Origin of the sequence: Pseudonocardia sp. C8 (assembly GCF_014267175.1) — a bacterium.
Taxonomy (GTDB): Bacteria; Actinomycetota; Actinomycetes; order Mycobacteriales; family Pseudonocardiaceae; genus Pseudonocardia.
Map to the genome: position 1 here is coordinate 4,711,154 of NZ_JACMTR010000002.1, position 16,302 is coordinate 4,727,455.

The window sequence follows — 16,302 nt, forward strand, 5'->3', positions numbered from 1 at the left end:
CCTCAGCCCCCGGTCCTCGGTCGCGGGCAGTCAGTCCTCGGTCGCGGTGCCGGCCCCGCCCGTCGCGGGCCCGGTGCCGTGGCTGTGGCCGTGACCGTGTCCATGGCCGTGGCTGTGCCCGTGGCCGTGCCCATGGCCGTGGCCGTGTCCGTGGCCGTGCTTCGCCGCGACGCCCGCACCCGGCATCGGCGCGGTGCCACCCAGCTGGATGTCACCGGCCCGCAGCGGCGCGTCGTGGTACTTGCCCTCGTGCGCCAGGATCGGCCGCTGGTCCCCGGCGATCTCCGGGTACTTCTCCTCCAGCCGGCGTCGCCGCTCCCAGGTCCGGCGCATCGAGTCGATGTACTCGGCGTTGCCGTCGTAGACACCGCGCCAGGTCTGGGGCATCTCGTCCTTCGACAGGCCGGGGCTGGCCTGACCGCCGAGCGCGAACCCGGCCGGGACCTTGCTGGTCGCCCCGTCCCCGCACACCGGGCACGGCGGGGTGTGGGGGTCCGCCATCGAGGCGAGGTGTTCGAAACGGGCTCCGCACCCGCACCGGAAGACGTAGATCGGCATCGCGCTGCTCTCGATCGGGGCGGCCGGCGGCCCGGGGGCCCGGGGGCCCGGGGGCCCGCCGGCCGCGGCGGTCACCAGTTCTGCACGGACTTCGTGAGGATGTCGGCGATGTCGTCCTCGGTCGGCATCCGCGGGCACGTGGCCAGCAGCCGCTGCTGCTTCATCGTCCCGGGGACGAGATCCGGCACGTCGGCCTCGGTGTAGCCGACGCCGCCGATCCCGTTGGGGATGCCGATGTCGCGCATCAACCGGGTCAGGACCCCCGGCAGCTGCTCGCGCGGGTCGTTCATCCGATCCGCCCGCGGGTCCAGCAGCTCCGCGGCCCGCAGGTGCCGCTCCGGTGCGGACTCGAACGAGAACCGGAAGGCCTCCGGCGCCGTCAGCGACACGGACTCCCCGTGCGGGACCATCGGCTCGTCCACCCGGTAACCCTGCGGCCGGTAGTCCTTGACCATCCCGGCGATCGGGTACGCGTTGGCGTGCGGGATGTGCACCCCGGAGTTGCCGAAGCCCATGCCCGCGAACGTCGCGGCCATCATCATGTCCGAGCGGGCCTCGACGTCCTCGGCGCCGCGCTCGACCGCGGTGCGGAAGGACCTGGCGAGCAGCGCCATCGCCTTCTCGCACCACAGGTCCGACACCGGGTTGGAGCCACAGTAGGTGACCCGCTCCTCGGGCCTGCGGCGGTCGAAGGTCGTGTAGTAGCGCGCCGTGTAGCTCTCCACCGCGTGGCAGGTGATGTCCATCCCGGACGCCGCGGTGACCTGCGGCGGCAGCGTCATCGTCAGCAGCGGGTCGATGACGGCCAGGGTCGGGCGCAACCGCCAGTGGCTGATCCCGGTCTTGACCCGCATCGAGAGGATGTCCAGCACGCACATCGCCGTCGACTCGGAACCGGTGCCCGCCGTCGTCGGGACGGCGATCAGCGGCTTGAGCTGTCCCGGGGGCACCTTCGCGCCGCCGATCGGCTTGTTGATGTAGTCCATCAGCTCGCCGGGGTGGCTGGTGAGCAGGTTGATCGCCTTGGCGGTGTCGATGGCCGAGCCGCCGCCGATCGCGACGAAGCCGTCCCACGGGCCCTGGGCGCGGGCGTACTCGGTCGCCTTGTTCATCGAGTCGTCGGTCGGCTCGACGTGCACGTCGTCGAAGATCTCGGACTCGATGCCGTAGCGGGACAGGTTGTCGGCCACGCGCTGCGGTGCGCCCAGCGCGTTCACGCCGCGGTCGGTGACGATCAGGACCCGCGACACGCCGTAGGCCGACAGGTCGAAGCCGACCTCGTCGATCGCGCCGGCGCCGAACTTCAGCGGGGGCGCACCCCAGGTGAAGATCGTCTCCTCGGTGAGCTCGGGAACCGCGGACGTCATCAGGTGTACGACCCCTCAGGTGCCTTGCGCAGCTGGTGGATCTGCTCGGCGTCGTGGCCGAACACCATCGTCGCGTCCGTCTGCTCCTGGATGCCGCGCAGCTTCTCCACCGAGGAGAACCAGTCCTCCAGGTTGTTGACGATCGCGGCGGGCGCCGGGGGCGGGCCGTAGCTCTCCCCCATGTAGACCGCGTCCGAGGTGAAGATCATCGTTCCGGTGTCGGGCAGGTCGACGCGCATCGACATGCAGCCGGGGGTGTGCCCCGGGGTCTGGATCATGCTCACGCCGGGGAGCAGCTCGACGTCGCCGGAGACGATCTCCCAGTCGATGCCCTCGTAGTCGGCCTTGAGGTGGGCGCCGTTGAACGGGCCCTCGAAGCCCAGCGCGAACTCCTTCTCCTTGTCCGAGCAGATCATCTTCGCGTTCGTGTTCGCGAACATCTGCGCGTTGCCGGCATGGTCGAAGTGCAGGTGCGACAGGACCACGTAGTCGATCTCGTCGAGCCCGACGCCCATCTTGTGCAGCTGCTCGTCGAGGTACTCGTCGTCGGCGACGGCGTCGTAGGGGAAGAACTCCTGCAGGCCGGTCGGTGCCCACCGGGTCTCCCAGTCCGACGGGCAGCTGGTGTCCCACAGCAGCTTGCCCTCGTCCGTCTCGACCAGGACGCAGTGCGTCGGGACCTCGACCCAGTCGACCGGTGCGTCCTTCTCCGACCGTGGCTTGATGCTGACACCGGGCTTGAGGAGCAGGAACGGGAGGTTGGCGTGCATCGCCCCGCAGGGGATGACGCTGAGCTTGTTCGCCGTGGCCATGGGGAGTCCCTTCGTCGTCGGAGGGTCTGGCGGCTCGTTTCGGAGACAGTCTCGGGAAGGTACGACCGGCCGTCCATGGCCGTGTGCGCCTGATTTGATCTCAGAACATGGCGCGGAGACACATAAGGTCGGTCGCATGAAACCGGCTCCGCCGTTCCCCGAGCCGAGCCAGGACGAGCTCCTGCGCGCGATCGGGGAGACCGCGCTCGATCTCGCCAACGTGGGCGACCGGGAGGTGATGCTCGGTGCGATCCTGCGCCGCACCCGCCAGCTGCTCGCCGCGGACATGGCCTACTTCAGCCTCAACGACCTGCACTCCGGCACGACCTACATCCAGCTGACCGACGGCGTGCGCACCCCCGAGTACCGGGCGATCCGGATGCCGTTCGGCACCGGCATCCTCGGGCGGGCGGCCGCCGGCGCGGAGACCGTCGCGACCGCGGACTACCTCGCCGACCGGTCGCTGAACCACCTGTCCGGCATCGACGTGATCGTCCGCGGCGAGGGCGTCCGGGCGATCGCGGGCGCCCCGATGCGCCTCGGCGGCCGGGTCGTCGGGGCCCTGCTGGTCGCCCACCGCGCACCCCGCACGCTCGGGCCGGCGGCCCGCAGCGCGCTCGAGCACATGGCCGTGCAGGCCGCGGTCGCGCTCGAGCAGACCCGCCGCGGCGAGGAGATCCGGCGGCTGCGCACGACCCGCGACGACGGCTCCGACCCCGGGGCCCGGCTCCGCCTGGAACACCTGCTGCAGCTCGACGAACGCCTGATGGGGGCCATGGCGGGTTCCACGGCCGAGGCCGCCGGCGTCTTCGCGGTCCTCGCCGACTCGGTCGGCCACCCGCTGTCGCTGCACGACCCGACCGGTGCGCTGCGGATGGGACGCCGGTTGCTCACGCCGGAGGAGCTGGCCGGCTGGCGGCTGCGCTCCGCGGTGCGGACCTCCCAGCAGGGCGGCGGCGTCGCGATCGCACACCTGCCCGGCGGCGGGACCTACGCGCTGCTCGCGATCACCACGGCCGGGGAGCACCTTGCGACGCTGGTGATGGAGGGCGCCGACGACGACGCGGTCGCCCGCCTCGCCCACGCGTCGGCGTTCGTCACGGTCGCGCTGCTCGTCGAGCGGGCGCTGGCCGAGGCCGACGAGGCCGCCCAGACCACCCTGGTCGAGGAGATCGTCGACAGCCGCGTCCCGCCCCGGCCGACCCTGGGGTCCCGGCTGGCGCACTACGGCGTCTCGCCGGACGCACCGGCCACCGTGCTCGTCCTCGACGTGGACCCGGCCTCCGCCGTCTCGGCGGCACGGACGGTCCGGTCGCTCGACGGCGCGGGCCGCTGGCTGGTGTCGGTGCACGACGGACACGTCTGCGTCATCGCCGGCGGCCGTGCGACCAGGGCCTGCGACGCCGGTCCCCGCCCCGCCGCTGCGGTCGCGGACGGCCTGGCCGCGGCCGGTGTGACGGCGCTCGTCGGCACCGCGTACAGCCCGACCGGTGGGCCCGCCGACCTGCGCCGCGCGCACTCCGAGGCCACCGACGTCGCCGCCGCGGCGCGGGCGCTCGGCCGGACCGCCGGGCACGCGGACTACGCGTCCCTCGGCGCGGTCGGCGCGGTGATCCGGGACCGGACCGGGACGACGGCACGGGAGATCGTGGACCGTCACCTCGGACCGGTCCTCGACTACGACCGGCGCCGGCGCACCCGGTTGGCGGACACCCTCTGGCACTGGTTCGCCGCGGGCGAGCTGCTCGTCCCGGCGGCGGAGGCGCTGTCGGTGCACCCGAACACCGTGCGGCAGCGGCTCGAACGGATCGACGACCTGCTCGGGGACTCGTGGCGCACCCCCGAGGGGCGCTTCCACGTCCATCTCGCCCTGCGCCTGCAGCGGGCGACCGCTCCGCCGGGCCCGCCCGGGTGACCGCCGCCTGCTGCGAATCCACGACGACACCCGGTGTCCGCTCGGTCACCGAGCGCTCCACCGTTCGGCCCGACCGGTACCGGTGACCGGACGCGCCGACGGGCCGGGAAGTTAGGGCCTTCAGCGCATCCGCTCCGGCCCGGGGTGTGCCAGTCTCGGCCTCGGCCCAGACGACGTCCGGACACGGCCCCGATGTCCCCGGCTGGGCCCTCGCTCCCCCGCGAGAACGCCCCGCAGGCGGTCACGGGTGTCCCCGACCCGCGCCCGCCGGCCTGGAGACCCATGCACCTGCCGACCCGCCGGGCGATCGCCGGCTACTTCCCACGCGGTTACGCGCTCAGCGACGAGGACTGGGCACGCCGGCACCGCATCGTGCTGGGTGTGCTGATCGGCCACATCCCGGCGCTGGTGCTGTTCGCGCTGTTCCTGGGCTGGGGCCTGGAGTCGGCGTTGCTGGCGGCCGGGGGTCCGGCGCTGTGCGCGGTGCTGGCCCGCGTGCTGTCGGGCCGGCGGCGGCTCGCCTCCGGGCTGGCCACGCTCGGCCTGGTCACGTGCTCGGTGACCCTGGTCGCGCTCACCCACGGCACGATCGAGGCGCACTTCCACTTCTTCATCATCATCGGGTTCATCGCGCTCTACCAGGACTGGATCCCGTTCCTGCTGAACTTCGCGATCACCGTGCTCAGCCACGGCTTCGGGTCTGCGCTGCACGGATCGATGGTCTTCAACCACCACGCGGCGCAGATGTCGCCCTGGACCTGGTCGGCGATCCACGGTGTCGCGGTGGCGTTCGCCTGCACCGCGACGATGGTGTTCTGGCGGATCAGCGAGGAGCAGCAGCAGGAGCGGCAGGCCATCGCCGCCGAGCTCACCGAGATGAACCGCCGCCGGTTCACCGCGGACCTGCTGGTCAACCTGGCCCGGCGCAACCAGAGCATGCTCTACCGACAGGCCGACATCATCAACCAGCTGGAGGAGTCCGAGCGCGACCCGGACACGCTCGCCGAGCTGTTCGTCCTGGACCACCTGACCACCCGGGTCCGGCGCAACTCGGAGAGCCTGCTCGTGCTGTCCGGCGAGGCCCCGTCGCGGATGTGGAGCAGGCCGGTCCCGCTGCGCGACGTCGTCCGGGCCGCGATCGCCGAGACCGAGGAGCTCGAGCGGGTCACGTTCACCGTCGACGAGCACACCGCCGTGCTCGGGCACACGGTCACCGACATCACGCACATGCTCGCCGAGCTGACCGAGAACGCGGTGCGCTTCTCGCCACCGGACTCGACGGTCGTGATCCGGGCCCGGCCGGACCGCACGACCCCGGGCGGGCACGTGCTGACCGTCGAGGACTGCGGGGTCGGCATGCCCGACGACGACCTGGCGGCGGCGAACGAGCTGCTCGCGGACCCGCCCGAGGTGGACCTGTCGGTGGCCAACCGCCTGGGCTTCCACGTGGTCGCGCGGCTGGCCGGCCGGCACGGGATCCGGGTCACGCTGGGCCGCACCCCCGGCTCCGGGATCACCGCGGTGATCGCGATGCCGAACAGCGTGTTCGCGCCCGTGTCCGGGCCGGACGTCGACGCCGACCAGGGCGTGCCCGCTCCCGAGCCGCCGGTGGCGCGGGCCGCCGCGACGCCCACCGGCCCCGGGACCCGCGTCACCGGGATCGGGCGCTCCCCGGCCGGGGACCACGGCGACCCGGTCGCCGCCGGGGACCCCATCGCCACAGGCCCGGTCGCGTTCGCCGGCGGCACCGCCGCGTCCACCACCGGCTCGACGGGGTCCATCACGGGGTCCGTCACGGGGTCCGTCACGGGCGCGACCGCATCCGGCACCGGGGCGTCCGGCACACCGGCCGGGCCCGCGCCCACCCGGGTCCCCGACTTCGGCCACCCCGGGCCGGGCTGGACCGGCTGGTGGGACGGGGCACCGCAGGAGCCCGCCGCGCGCCCGTCCCCGGTCCCGCGCCCGCGGCCGCAGGCCGGGAACCCGGCACCGGTCCCGGCCCAGCGCTCCGCCGAGGCCCCACCGGTGCCCGCGTCGCTGCGCCGCCGGGTCCCGCAGGCCAGCATCGCCCCCGAGCTCCGGGAGCCCGGAGCAGCCGACGGGTGGGGCGAGTCGTCCGGGTCGCACGCGCTGCCGGCCCTGTCCTCGGACCGGGCGGCCGAGGCGGCGCAGGCGCTGTCCCGGTTCCAGGCCCGGCGCGACGCGGCCCGCGCCGAGGTGGGACACGACCCGGCCGTCCGGGCCCGCGGGGACGGGATCCGCTCGTGAGGCGCGGTCCCGACTGGCTGGTCACCGACTTCGCGGCCCGCACCCCGGGCGTGCGGTACGCGCTCGCCGTGTCCGCCGACGGGTTACGGCTCGCCGCGTCCGACGGGCTCGACGACGGCCTCGCCGACCGGCTCGCCGCGGCGGCGTCGGGCCTGCTGAGCCTGGCCCGGGGCACCGCGACCCTGCTCTCCGCGGGGTTCCCGACCCAGACGATCGTGGAGATGACCGACGGCTACCTGTTCCTCGGCCCGGTCGGGCACGGCGCGGTCCTCGCCGTGCACACCGACCGCGACTGCGACATCGGGATGCTCGGCTACGAGATGACGATGCTCGCGAGGCAGGTCGGGCACGCACTCGAGCTGGCCCTCCGCACCCCCGGGGCGGCCGGGTGAGCGCCCGGCACGAACCGCAGGACGCGCGCACCGACGGCCGGGTCGTCCCGGCGTACGCGCTGACCGGGGGCCGGACCCGCAGCGCCCGCGACCTGCCGATCGAGTCGCTGGTCACCCGCACCGACCAGGGCCGGCGCGGGGGCGGCGAGCTGCAGCTGGAGCACCGCGTGATCCTCGAGATGGCCGAGCGGCCGGTCTCGCTGATGGAGCTCGGCGCCCGCCTCGGCGTGCCCGTCGGCGCCGCCCGGGTCCTCGTCGGGGACCTCGCCGAGGACGGCCTGCTGGTCGTGCACGCCCCTCCCCCGTCGGACGGCGGACGCCCGGCCCCGGCCCTGCTGAGCCGGCTGGTGGAAGGGCTCCGGGCGTGCTGAGAGGAGCTTGCGGAACGAACATCAGCGCTGAGAGCAGCATGCGGAACGAACATCAGCGCTGACCCCCCACAACCACACCATCCAAGGAGCGATGATGGAACCCGGGTCCGCGGCACCCGTGCCGCTCAAGATCCTCATCGCGGGCGGGTTCGGGGTCGGCAAGACCACGCTCGTCCGTTCGCTGTCCGAGATCCCGCCGCTGCTCACCGAGGCGGGCATGACGTCCGCGTCGGTCGGCCTCGACGACACCCGCGCGGTGCCCGGCAAGACCACCACGACCGTGGCGATGGACTTCGGCCGGATCACCGTGGACGGCGGGCTGGTGCTCTACCTGTTCGGCACCCCCGGCCAGGACCGCTTCTGGTTCATGTGGGACGAGCTCGCCCGGGGCGCGGTCGGCGCCGTCGTGCTGGTCGACCTGCGGCGGATCGACGACTGCTTCGCCGCCGTCGACTACTTCGAGAGCAGGCGGATGCCGTTCGCCGTCGCCGTGAACGGTTTCCCCGGCGCCGACGCGTTCACCACCGACGCGGTCCGCGAGGCCCTCGGCGTCGCGGCGGACGCCCCGGTACTGCGCATGGACGCCCGCGAGCGCGGTTCCTGCCTGTCCACGCTGGTGGTGCTCGCCGAGCACGCGCTGGAGCGCTCCCTGGCCGTGCACTGAGCGACCGGCAGTGAGCGGCCGGCACCGAGCGACGGGCACCGAGGCGACCGGCACCGAGCAACCGGCACGGCGCGACCGGGCCGGTACGGTCCGGAGCGTGCGACTCGTTCTCGCCTCCGCCTCCCCCGCCCGCCTCGCCGTGCTCCGCGCCGCCGGGACCGATCCGCTGGTCGAGGTCGCGGGCGTCGACGAGGACGCCCTGCTCGCCGCGTACCCGGACGAGACACCGGGCCGGAAGGTGACCCTGCTGGCCGAGGCGAAGGCCACCGCCGTCGCCGAGCGCATCGCCGGCGAGCACCCCGACGCGCTGGTCGTCGGCTGCGACTCGATGCTGCTCGTCGGCGGGGAGCTCGTCGGCAAGCCCGGTGACGCCGGGACCGCCCGCCGGCGCTGGCAGGAGATGGCCGGCAAGACCGGCGAGCTGCTGACCGGGCACGCGGTGCTGCGGCTGGCCGGTGGCACGGTGGCCGACCGCGCCACCGGTGACGCCGCGACCGCCGTGCGGTTCGCCGAGCCCACCGCCGAGGAGCTGGAGGCGTACCTCGGCACCGGGGAACCGCTGCACGTCGCGGGGGCCTTCACCCTCGACGGGATCGGCGGCTGGTTCGTCGAGGGCATCGACGGCGACCCGTCGAACGTGATCGGGATCAGCCTCCCGCTGCTGCGCAGGCTGCTCGGCGAGGTCGGGGTGAGCCCGGTCGAGCTCTGGCGCGACCAGGGTGACCGGCGCTGAGCGACCGGAGCGCGTCCCGGCTACCCTCGCGGGCATGGCTGTCCCGAACGACCCGGACCCGAAGCTCGCCGAGTACGCCCACCCCGAGCGCCTGGTCACCACCGCCTGGCTGGCCGACCACCTCAAGGACCCGGGCCTCGTCGTCGTCGAGTCCGACGAGGACGTGCTGCTCTACGACACCGGGCACATCCCGGGCGCGGTGAAGGTCGACTGGCACACCGAGCTGAACGACCCGGTGACCCGCGACTACGTCGACGGGGAGCGCTTCGCCGAGATCATGTCGGAGCGCGGCATCGGGCGGGACACCACGATCGTCGTCTACGGCGACAAGAACAACTGGTGGGCCGCCTACGCCCTGTGGGTGTTCTCCCTGTTCGGGCACCCCGACGTGCGGCTGCTCGACGGCGGCCGCAGCAAGTGGATCGCCGAGGGCCGGGAGGTCACCACGGACACCCCGTCCCCGGAGCGGGCCGAGTACCCGGTCGTCGCGCGGGACGACTCGGTGATCCGGGCCTTCAAGGACGACGTGCTGGCCCACCTCGGCAAGCCCATGGTCGACGTCCGCTCGCCGCAGGAGTACACCGGCGAGAAGCTGCACATGCCGGACTACCCGCAGGAGGGTGCGGTCCGGGGCGGGCACATCCCGGGCGCGGCCAGCGTCCCGTGGGCCCGCGCCGCCGCCGAGGACGGCTCGTTCAAGACCCGTGCCGAGCTGGAGGCGATCTACCAGGAGGAGCAGGGGCTGCGGCCGTCCGACGACGTCGTCGCCTACTGCCGGATCGGCGAGCGCTCCAGCCACACCTGGTTCGTGCTGACCTACCTGCTGGGCTTCGGATCCGTCCGCAACTACGACGGCAGCTGGACCGAGTGGGGCAACGCCGTCCGGGTCCCGATCGTGCAGGGAGAGGAGCGCGGGTCGGCGTGAGCGAGAACGCGGCACCGAGCCTCCCGCCGGAGCTGGCCGAGCTGGTCGACGACTTCGCCGGCGTCGGGCCGAAGGACCGGCTGCAGCTGCTCCTGGAGCTGTCCCAGGAGCTGCCCGACCTGCCCGAGCGCTACGCGGACGCGGCGGACTCGATGGAGCAGGTCCACGAGTGCCAGTCACCGCTGTTCCTGGCCGTGGAGGTCGACGACGGCGACGACCCCGCGACCCGGGCCGTGCACCTGTTCTTCTCCGCACCACGGGAGGCCCCGACCACCCGCGGGTTCGCGTCGATCATGCACACCGGGCTGGACGGCCAGCCGGCCACCGCGGTGCTGGACGTGCCGGACGACTTCTACACCGACCTCGGCCTGGCCGAGGCCGTGAGCCCGCTGCGGCTGCGCGGCATCGCCGCGATGCTGGCCCGGATCAAGAACCAGGTGCGCGCCGCCCTCGGCTGACTGTGAGGGCGCTGGGCCGTTCGCGGGTCCCAACCTCAAGTCTCGGTGAAATCCGGGAACCCTCCACGTGAGCGAGCGCACACTCTCCCCAACGACGAGGCATCGCAGCGCCGCTGGGGGGTGGTCGGAATGGGCACGAATCTCACCGGAGAGACCTGGGGGGTCTCCGGGCCCACGTTCCTGGTCGTCTACGTGATCATCGGGGTGACGGCGGTCGCGCTCGCGCTCTGGCGACGCTCCCGGATCGCCGCCGGGGACCCGGCCGGGGGCCGGCTCCTGGACAACCGGCCCGAGGACGTCGCCTACCTCAACGGCGGCCCCGAGCTCGCCGTCTACGCCGCCCTGTCGGCGATGCACGTCGACGGCACGGTCGTGACCTCGGGCCGGACCGCCGGCCAGGTCCGCGCCGGCGGGCCGCTGACCCGCACCGCCACCGGGCTGCAGCGGGCCATCCACCGCTCCGCGCACCGGCTCACCCCGGGCCGCACGCTGCGCCTGCACGACGCGGTCCGGGCCGAGCTGGACCGGATCGGGCAGCGCCTGCGGTCCACCGGACTGCTCCTGAGCGCCGACGAGCGGAACCGCTACCGCGCCACCGCCGTCCTGCCGGGGCTGGTCGTCGTGCTCGGCGTCGCCCGGATCAGCGCGGGCACCGCGAACGGGCGGCCGGTCGGCTTCCTGATCCTCCTCACCCTGGTCATGGCCGCGGTGACCGGCGTCCTGATGCTGCGCGCGCCGCACCGCACCCGGGCCGGGGAGGCGGCCCTGCGCCGGCTCCGCACCGACCACGCGGCGCTGTCGCCGTCGATGCGCCCGGACTGGACGGCGGTCGGCCCGGCCGCGGCCGCGCTCAGCGTCGGCGCGTTCGGGGTCGGCGCGATGCTCGCCGCCGAGCCCGCGTTCGCCGAGGAGCTCGCCGCGCAGAAGGTCGCCGCGCTCGGTAGCGGCTCCGGCAGCAGCGGTGGGTGGACCGGCGGCGGTGACAGCAGCAGCGGTGGCGGTGACGGCGGCGGGGGTGGCGGTGGCTGCGGGGGTGGCGGCTGCGGCGGCTGACCACCACGGGACGGACATCCCCGGGGGATCGGGCCGGCTCGTCCCCGCAACTCCACTCTGGGGGGTGTGGAGTTGCGGGGGCGGACCGTCCCGGGCCACCGGGGAACGCGACGGTGGAGGCACGATGACGGGTCCACGCGGCACCGGCGCCGGCTGGCGGGGCGCGATCGCCGCCGTGCTCGACGACGTGCCGGGGCTCGGGTTCCACGAGGTGATCGCCGAGTCGATCCGGCCGGACGCCGTCCCGGAGCCGCTGCGGCGGCGCGACGTCGTCGTCCACGGGGTCCGGCTGTCGCTCGGATCCGCCGGCGGGGTCGAGCCCGCCCGGGTGGCGCACCTCGCCGCCTCCGCCGCGGCGACGGACGCCGTGCTGGTCAGCGAGCACGTCGCGTTCGTCCGCGCCGGCGGGCTCGAGGCGGGGCACCTGCTGCCGCTGCCCCGGACCCGGGAGGCGCTGGACGTGCTCGCGGCGAACGTCGCGCGGACCCGCGCCGAGCTGGACGTGCCGCTGGCGCTGGAGCCGATCGCGGCCCTGATCGACTGGCCCGACGACGAGTACGGCGAGGCCGAGTTCCTGGCCCGGTTGCACGGCCGCACCGGCGCGCCGCTGCTGCTCGACGTCGCGAACGTGCACGTGAACGCGCTGAACCGGGGCCGGGACCCGCGCGCCGAGATGGACGCGCTGCTGGCCGCGCTGCCGCCGGAGGCGATCGCGTACTGCCATGTCGCCGGCGGTGCCGAGCACGACGGGCTGCTCCACGACACGCACACCGACCCGGTCCCGGACGCCGTGCTCGCACTGCTCGCGCACACGGTCGCGCAGCTGCCGACACCCCCGCCGGTGATGCTGGAACGCGACGGCCGCTACCCGCCCGCCGGTGAGCTGCGCGCCGAGCTGGCGGCGATCGCCGCGGCAGCAGGGCACCCGGCGCCGTGCGGGGCGGGGAGCGGTGCGCGATGAACGCCCTCTGGCCGCCGGACCCGGGTGCTCCGCTGTCACCGCGCCGGTCCCGGACGCACGCTCCTCGCCCCGCGGACCGGACGGGTGCACCCGGTCACGGTCCACGCCTGCGCGTCGTCGACGAGGGCGCCCGCCGGCGGGAACCCGAGCGCACCGACCACGTGCCCGCGCCGGACCCACCCGATGCCCGCGGGCTCGCGGAACGGCAGGCCGAGCTGGTGGCGGCGCTCGTCGCGGGCGGGCCGGACCCGGCAGGCGTCGATCCGCACCGGCTGGCCGCCACCCGCGCGGCGCTGCTGCGCAAGCGGGCCGGTCTCGCCGCGGCGGAGTGGCCGCTGCTCGCCGCCGGGCTCGGCCCGCGGTGGCCCGCCGTGTTCGCGGAGCGCTTCGCGGGCGTGCCGCCGTACGGCCCCGTCCGGGAGGGCTGGGATCTCGCCCGGGAGCTCGCGGCGGCGGGCCGGCTCGGTCCGGGGGCGGCCCGCGAGCTCGCCGCCCGGGAGACGGAGTGGCGTTACGACGGGCGTTCGGCGCCGCGGCGCCGGTCCGCGGTCGCGCGCCTGCTGCGTCGCGCGGCCCGTGTTCCGCCTCACCGCTGAACCGATCAGGACCAGGCACGGCGGCCACCGACCGGCGCCGACGTTGCCATCGCCACATTCCCCGCCGGTAACTTCGGGGTGTCAGGCTCTTAGACTCCGCTCAGACCCAAGCGCCGGAGCATCGGGCCGGCGCTCGCGACCGGAGGAGTTCGACCGTGCCCGCACTGCGCAAAGTGCTCGTCGCCAACCGGGGAGAGATCGCTGTCCGGGTGATCCGAGCGGCCAGGGACGCGGGCCTCGCCAGTGTCGCCGTCTACGCCGACCCCGACCGGGACGCGATGTTCGTCCGGCTGGCCGACGAGGCGTTCGCGCTGGGCGGGTCGACCGCGGCCGAGTCGTACCTCGACATCGAGAAGGTGATCGGCGCTGCGAAGCAGGCCGGGGCCGACGCCATCCACCCGGGCTACGGCTTCCTCTCGGAGAACGCCGACTTCGCCCAGGCCGTGATCGACGCCGGGATCACCTGGATCGGCCCGTCCCCGCAGTCGATCCGCGACCTCGGCGACAAGGTCACCGCCCGGCACATCGCGATGCGGGCCGGGGCGCCGCTGGTGCCCGGCACGAAGGACCCGGTCGCCGACGCCGACGAGGTCCTCGCCTTCGCCGACGAGCACGGCCTCCCGGTCGCGATCAAGGCGGCGTTCGGCGGCGGCGGTCGCGGCATGAAGGTCGCCCGCGAGCGGTCCGAGGTCGCCGAGCTGTACGACTCGGCGGTCCGCGAGGCCACCGCGGCGTTCGGGCGCGGCGAGTGTTTCGTCGAGCGCTACCTGGACCGGCCGCGCCACGTCGAGACGCAGGTGCTGGCCGACCAGCACGGCAACGTCGTCGTCGTCGGGACCCGGGACTGCTCGCTGCAGCGCCGCTTCCAGAAGCTCGTCGAGGAGGCGCCCGCGCCGTTCCTGTCCGACGAGCAGCGCAAGACCCTCTACGACGCCTCCAAGGCGATCTGCAAGGAGGCCGGCTACTACGGCGCCGGCACCGTCGAGTTCCTCGTCGGCGAGGACGGGATGATCACCTTCCTGGAGGTGAACACCCGCCTGCAGGTCGAGCACCCGGTGTCCGAGGAGACCACCGGCATCGACCTGGTGCGGCAGATGTTCCGGATCGCCGAGGGCAAGGAGCTGGAGTTCACCGACGACCCGGAGCCGCGCGGCCACGCGATCGAGTTCCGGATCAACGGCGAGGACGCCGGCCGCAACTTCCTGCCGGCGCCCGGCACCGTCGAGCGGATCTGGTACCCGGCCGGACCGGGCGTCCGCCTGGACGCGGGCGTCGAGGACGGCTCGGTCATCGGCGGACAGTTCGACTCGCTGCTGGCGAAGCTGATCGTCACCGGCGCGGACCGCACGCAGGCCCTCGAGCGGTCCCGCCGCGCGCTCGCCGAGTTCAAGGTCGAGGGCATGGCCACCGTCCTGGACTTCCACCGGCTCGTCGTGGCCGACCCGGCGTTCGCCGCCGGGGCCGGCGAGGACTTCGCCGTGCACACCCGGTGGATCGAGACCGAGTGGAACAACACCGTCGCCCCGTTCGAGGGCGGAGCCGGGGCCGAGGAGGAGTCCGGCGAGCGGCAGACGGTCGTCGTCGAGGTCGGTGGGCGGCGCCTGGAGGTCTCGCTGCCCGGCGACCTCGCCCTGGGCGGGGGCGGGGGCGGCGGCGCGGCCGCCGGCCAGAAGGCCGCACCGCGGAAGCGGGCCGGCAAGGGCGGCGGCGCGAAGGTGTCCGGTGACGCGGTCACCGCCCCGATGCAGGGAACGATCATCAAGGTCGCGGTGTCCGACGGCGACACCGTCTCGGCCGGGGACCTGATCGTCGTCCTGGAGGCGATGAAGATGGAGAACCCGGTCACCGCCACCAAGGACGGCACCGTCACCGGGCTCGCCGCCGCGCAGGGCGATTCGGTGTCCCAGGGCACCGTGATCTGCGAGATCAAGGACTGAGCGCGGAGCCTGCGGAGCGCGCATCGGCACTGAGCGCGGAGCCTGCGGAGCGCGCATCGAAACCGCGCCGCCGGCCGGACCGTTGACCGGGGCGCCCGGGGCCTCTAGCGTTCCTGCTCGCCGTGCACGCCGAGCAGGCGCCCGCGGCCGCACCACCGCACCACCGCACCACGCACAACTGCACAGAGCCGACCCGTGTGTCCGACGTCCACGGGGCCCGGAACTACCGCCACGCGGAGTACCGCGCCGCGGATCCGCTCACCACGCAGGCCCAGCCGCGCCGTGAGCCGTCATCATGCTCGACCGAGACGTCACAGGATCCGTCATGCCCCCCGACCATCGTTCGTCGTCGTTCGTGACGACGCACGTCCACACCGATGGCCCGATCCCGGGCCCGCACTCCCTGCTCACCCTGACCTCGGCCGCGTACTCCGCGGGCGGGGTCCCGATCGGTACGTTCACGGCCAACCTCCGGGAGCTCCCGGGGGCCACCGTGCACCCGGCCGCGCTCGAGATCTGGCGCGGCCGGGCCGAGGAGTGGCTCCAGACCCGGCGGGCCGCACGCCCGCCGGGCCGGGTCGCGATCGCCTACACCGCCTGGGTCGACGGCCTGGGCGGGAATCCGGTGTTCATCACCGACCCGGAGGAGCCCGAGCACCTGTTCGCCTACTGGTACCTGCAACGGTTCGCGGGACGGTGGCCGTTCTCGGCGGTCGTCGCCGCGTCCGCCCACCAGGACCGGCCGTGGTCACCGCCGCCCTGCCCGCTCGCCGGGTGCCGGACGGCCGATGACACCGGCCACCGCGCCGCCGGGACACCGGCAGCCTGATGCACACCCCCGTCCGCGCCGGTCCGGCGCGGGCGGGGGTGTCGTCATGTCGGGGTGTGCCGCCACAGATCGCGGCACCGGTTCGCGTTCCGCGGAACGCGCCGCACGCCCTGGTGCCACCGTGCACAGGCCCGTCCGCGTTCCGCGGAACGCTCCCCACGCACCGGATGCCACACCCGTTCGCGAACCCGTCCGTCGTTCCACCGAACACGCCACAAGCCCCGGACGCCACGGTCCCCGGGCCCGCCCGCGTTCCGCGGAACGCGCCGTAGGCATCGGATGCCACCGTTCGCGAGCCGTCCAGGTTCCGCGGAACGCGCCGCAGGCGCTGGTACCGCCGTTCGTGAGCCCGTACGCGTTCCGCGGAACGCGCCGCGGGCGCCGGGCGCCGCCGTTCGCGATGGCGACCCGCTCCCCGCGAACGGCCGTGCCGCGGAGCGGGCCTGCCTAGCGTGCGCCGGGA

16 protein-coding genes are annotated in these 16,302 nt (G+C 74.3%); 13 read left to right on the top strand and 3 right to left on the bottom strand.

Features of this window, described 5'->3' with window-relative positions; translation table 11 throughout:
• Nucleotides 1-30: 30 nt before the first annotated feature.
• From H7X46_RS22335 to H7X46_RS22345, 3 genes are all read right to left on the bottom strand, one after another.
• On the bottom strand, nt 31-558 hold the full coding sequence (locus H7X46_RS22335) for a zinc ribbon domain-containing protein (protein WP_186361261.1): 528 nt from the start codon (nt 556-558) through the stop codon (nt 31-33).
• Between the two features lie 71 nt (nt 559-629).
• Nucleotides 630-1,925 (bottom strand): hydroxyacid-oxoacid transhydrogenase, encoded by a 1,296-nt coding sequence (locus tag H7X46_RS22340; protein WP_186361262.1) that lies wholly within the window; start codon nt 1,923-1,925, stop codon nt 630-632.
• Entirely contained in the window at nt 1,925-2,737 is an 813-nt protein-coding gene (locus H7X46_RS22345; RefSeq protein ID WP_186361263.1) for an N-acyl homoserine lactonase family protein, read from the bottom strand. Before H7X46_RS22345 ends, H7X46_RS22340 begins: the two co-directional genes overlap by 1 nt.
• A 136-nt stretch (nt 2,738-2,873) precedes the next feature.
• On the opposite strand from H7X46_RS22345, the gene H7X46_RS22350 reads away from it, so the two are divergent.
• From H7X46_RS22350 to H7X46_RS22410, 13 genes are all read left to right on the top strand, one after another.
• Nucleotides 2,874-4,652: a helix-turn-helix domain-containing protein gene (locus tag H7X46_RS22350; RefSeq protein ID WP_186361264.1), complete on the top strand. Its 1,779-nt coding sequence runs from the start codon at nt 2,874-2,876 to the stop codon at nt 4,650-4,652.
• Between the two features lie 282 nt (nt 4,653-4,934).
• Nucleotides 4,935-6,920: an ATP-binding protein gene (locus tag H7X46_RS30415; RefSeq protein ID WP_186361265.1), complete on the top strand. Its 1,986-nt coding sequence runs from the start codon at nt 4,935-4,937 to the stop codon at nt 6,918-6,920.
• Nucleotides 6,917-7,312, top strand: a complete 396-nt coding sequence (locus H7X46_RS22360; RefSeq protein WP_186361266.1) for a roadblock/LC7 domain-containing protein — start codon at nt 6,917-6,919, stop codon at nt 7,310-7,312. Before H7X46_RS30415 ends, H7X46_RS22360 begins: the two co-directional genes overlap by 4 nt.
• On the top strand, nt 7,309-7,683 hold the full coding sequence (locus tag H7X46_RS22365; protein ID WP_186361267.1) for a DUF742 domain-containing protein: 375 nt from the start codon (nt 7,309-7,311) through the stop codon (nt 7,681-7,683). The genes H7X46_RS22360 and H7X46_RS22365 overlap by 4 nt, the downstream gene beginning before the upstream one ends.
• 94 nt (nt 7,684-7,777) lie before the next feature.
• A complete protein-coding gene (locus H7X46_RS22370) occupies nt 7,778-8,347 on the top strand; it encodes an ATP/GTP-binding protein (protein WP_186361268.1) in 570 nt (189 codons plus the stop codon).
• A 97-nt stretch (nt 8,348-8,444) separates the two neighbouring features.
• Nucleotides 8,445-9,080 carry a Maf-like protein gene (locus H7X46_RS22375; RefSeq protein WP_186361269.1) on the top strand — a complete coding sequence of 212 codons (636 nt, stop codon included), beginning with the start codon at nt 8,445-8,447 and terminating at the stop codon, nt 9,078-9,080.
• Nucleotides 9,081-9,114: 34 nt separating this feature from the next.
• Nucleotides 9,115-10,005, top strand: coding sequence for a sulfurtransferase (locus H7X46_RS22380; RefSeq protein ID WP_186361270.1), 891 nt, complete (start codon nt 9,115-9,117; stop codon nt 10,003-10,005).
• A complete protein-coding gene (locus tag H7X46_RS22385) occupies nt 10,002-10,463 on the top strand; it encodes a SufE family protein (RefSeq protein ID WP_186361271.1) in 462 nt (153 codons plus the stop codon). Before H7X46_RS22380 ends, H7X46_RS22385 begins: the two co-directional genes overlap by 4 nt.
• Nucleotides 10,464-10,592: 129 nt before the next feature.
• Nucleotides 10,593-11,516, top strand: coding sequence for a TIGR04222 domain-containing membrane protein (locus H7X46_RS22390; RefSeq protein ID WP_186361272.1), 924 nt, complete (start codon nt 10,593-10,595; stop codon nt 11,514-11,516).
• 124 nt (nt 11,517-11,640) lie between these two features.
• Entirely contained in the window at nt 11,641-12,477 is an 837-nt protein-coding gene (locus H7X46_RS22395) for a DUF692 domain-containing protein (protein ID WP_186361273.1), read from the top strand.
• Nucleotides 12,474-13,073, top strand: a complete 600-nt coding sequence (locus tag H7X46_RS22400) for a hypothetical protein (protein ID WP_186361274.1) — start codon at nt 12,474-12,476, stop codon at nt 13,071-13,073. The genes H7X46_RS22395 and H7X46_RS22400 overlap by 4 nt, the downstream gene beginning before the upstream one ends.
• A 155-nt stretch (nt 13,074-13,228) precedes the next feature.
• The gene (locus H7X46_RS22405; RefSeq protein ID WP_186361275.1) at nt 13,229-15,010 is read left to right on the top strand and encodes an acetyl/propionyl/methylcrotonyl-CoA carboxylase subunit alpha; all 1,782 of its coding nucleotides are present in this window, start codon (nt 13,229-13,231) and stop codon (nt 15,008-15,010) included.
• Between the two features lie 325 nt (nt 15,011-15,335).
• Nucleotides 15,336-15,839: a hypothetical protein gene (locus H7X46_RS22410; protein WP_186361276.1), complete on the top strand. Its 504-nt coding sequence runs from the start codon at nt 15,336-15,338 to the stop codon at nt 15,837-15,839.
• Nucleotides 15,840-16,302: the final 463 nt, after the last annotated feature.

What these genes read in the sequence shown, in the direction of transcription:
- H7X46_RS22340 (WP_186361262.1), bottom strand. Translation starts at nt 1,925, where the DNA reads ATGACGTCCGCGGTTCCCGAGCTCACCGAGGAGACGATCTTCACCTGG.
- H7X46_RS22390 (WP_186361272.1), top strand. Translation starts at nt 10,593, where the DNA reads ATGGGCACGAATCTCACCGGAGAGACCTGGGGGGTCTCCGGGCCCACG.
- H7X46_RS22345 (WP_186361263.1), bottom strand. Translation starts at nt 2,737, where the DNA reads ATGGCCACGGCGAACAAGCTCAGCGTCATCCCCTGCGGGGCGATGCAC.
- H7X46_RS22395 (WP_186361273.1), top strand. Translation starts at nt 11,641, where the DNA reads ATGACGGGTCCACGCGGCACCGGCGCCGGCTGGCGGGGCGCGATCGCC.
- H7X46_RS22400 (WP_186361274.1), top strand. Translation starts at nt 12,474, where the DNA reads ATGAACGCCCTCTGGCCGCCGGACCCGGGTGCTCCGCTGTCACCGCGC.
- H7X46_RS22350 (WP_186361264.1), top strand. Translation starts at nt 2,874, where the DNA reads ATGAAACCGGCTCCGCCGTTCCCCGAGCCGAGCCAGGACGAGCTCCTG.
- H7X46_RS30415 (WP_186361265.1), top strand. Translation starts at nt 4,935, where the DNA reads ATGCACCTGCCGACCCGCCGGGCGATCGCCGGCTACTTCCCACGCGGT.
- H7X46_RS22410 (WP_186361276.1), top strand. Translation starts at nt 15,336, where the DNA reads ATGCCCCCCGACCATCGTTCGTCGTCGTTCGTGACGACGCACGTCCAC.
- H7X46_RS22380 (WP_186361270.1), top strand. Translation starts at nt 9,115, where the DNA reads ATGGCTGTCCCGAACGACCCGGACCCGAAGCTCGCCGAGTACGCCCAC.
- H7X46_RS22335 (WP_186361261.1), bottom strand. Translation starts at nt 558, where the DNA reads ATGCCGATCTACGTCTTCCGGTGCGGGTGCGGAGCCCGTTTCGAACAC.
- H7X46_RS22370 (WP_186361268.1), top strand. Translation starts at nt 7,778, where the DNA reads ATGGAACCCGGGTCCGCGGCACCCGTGCCGCTCAAGATCCTCATCGCG.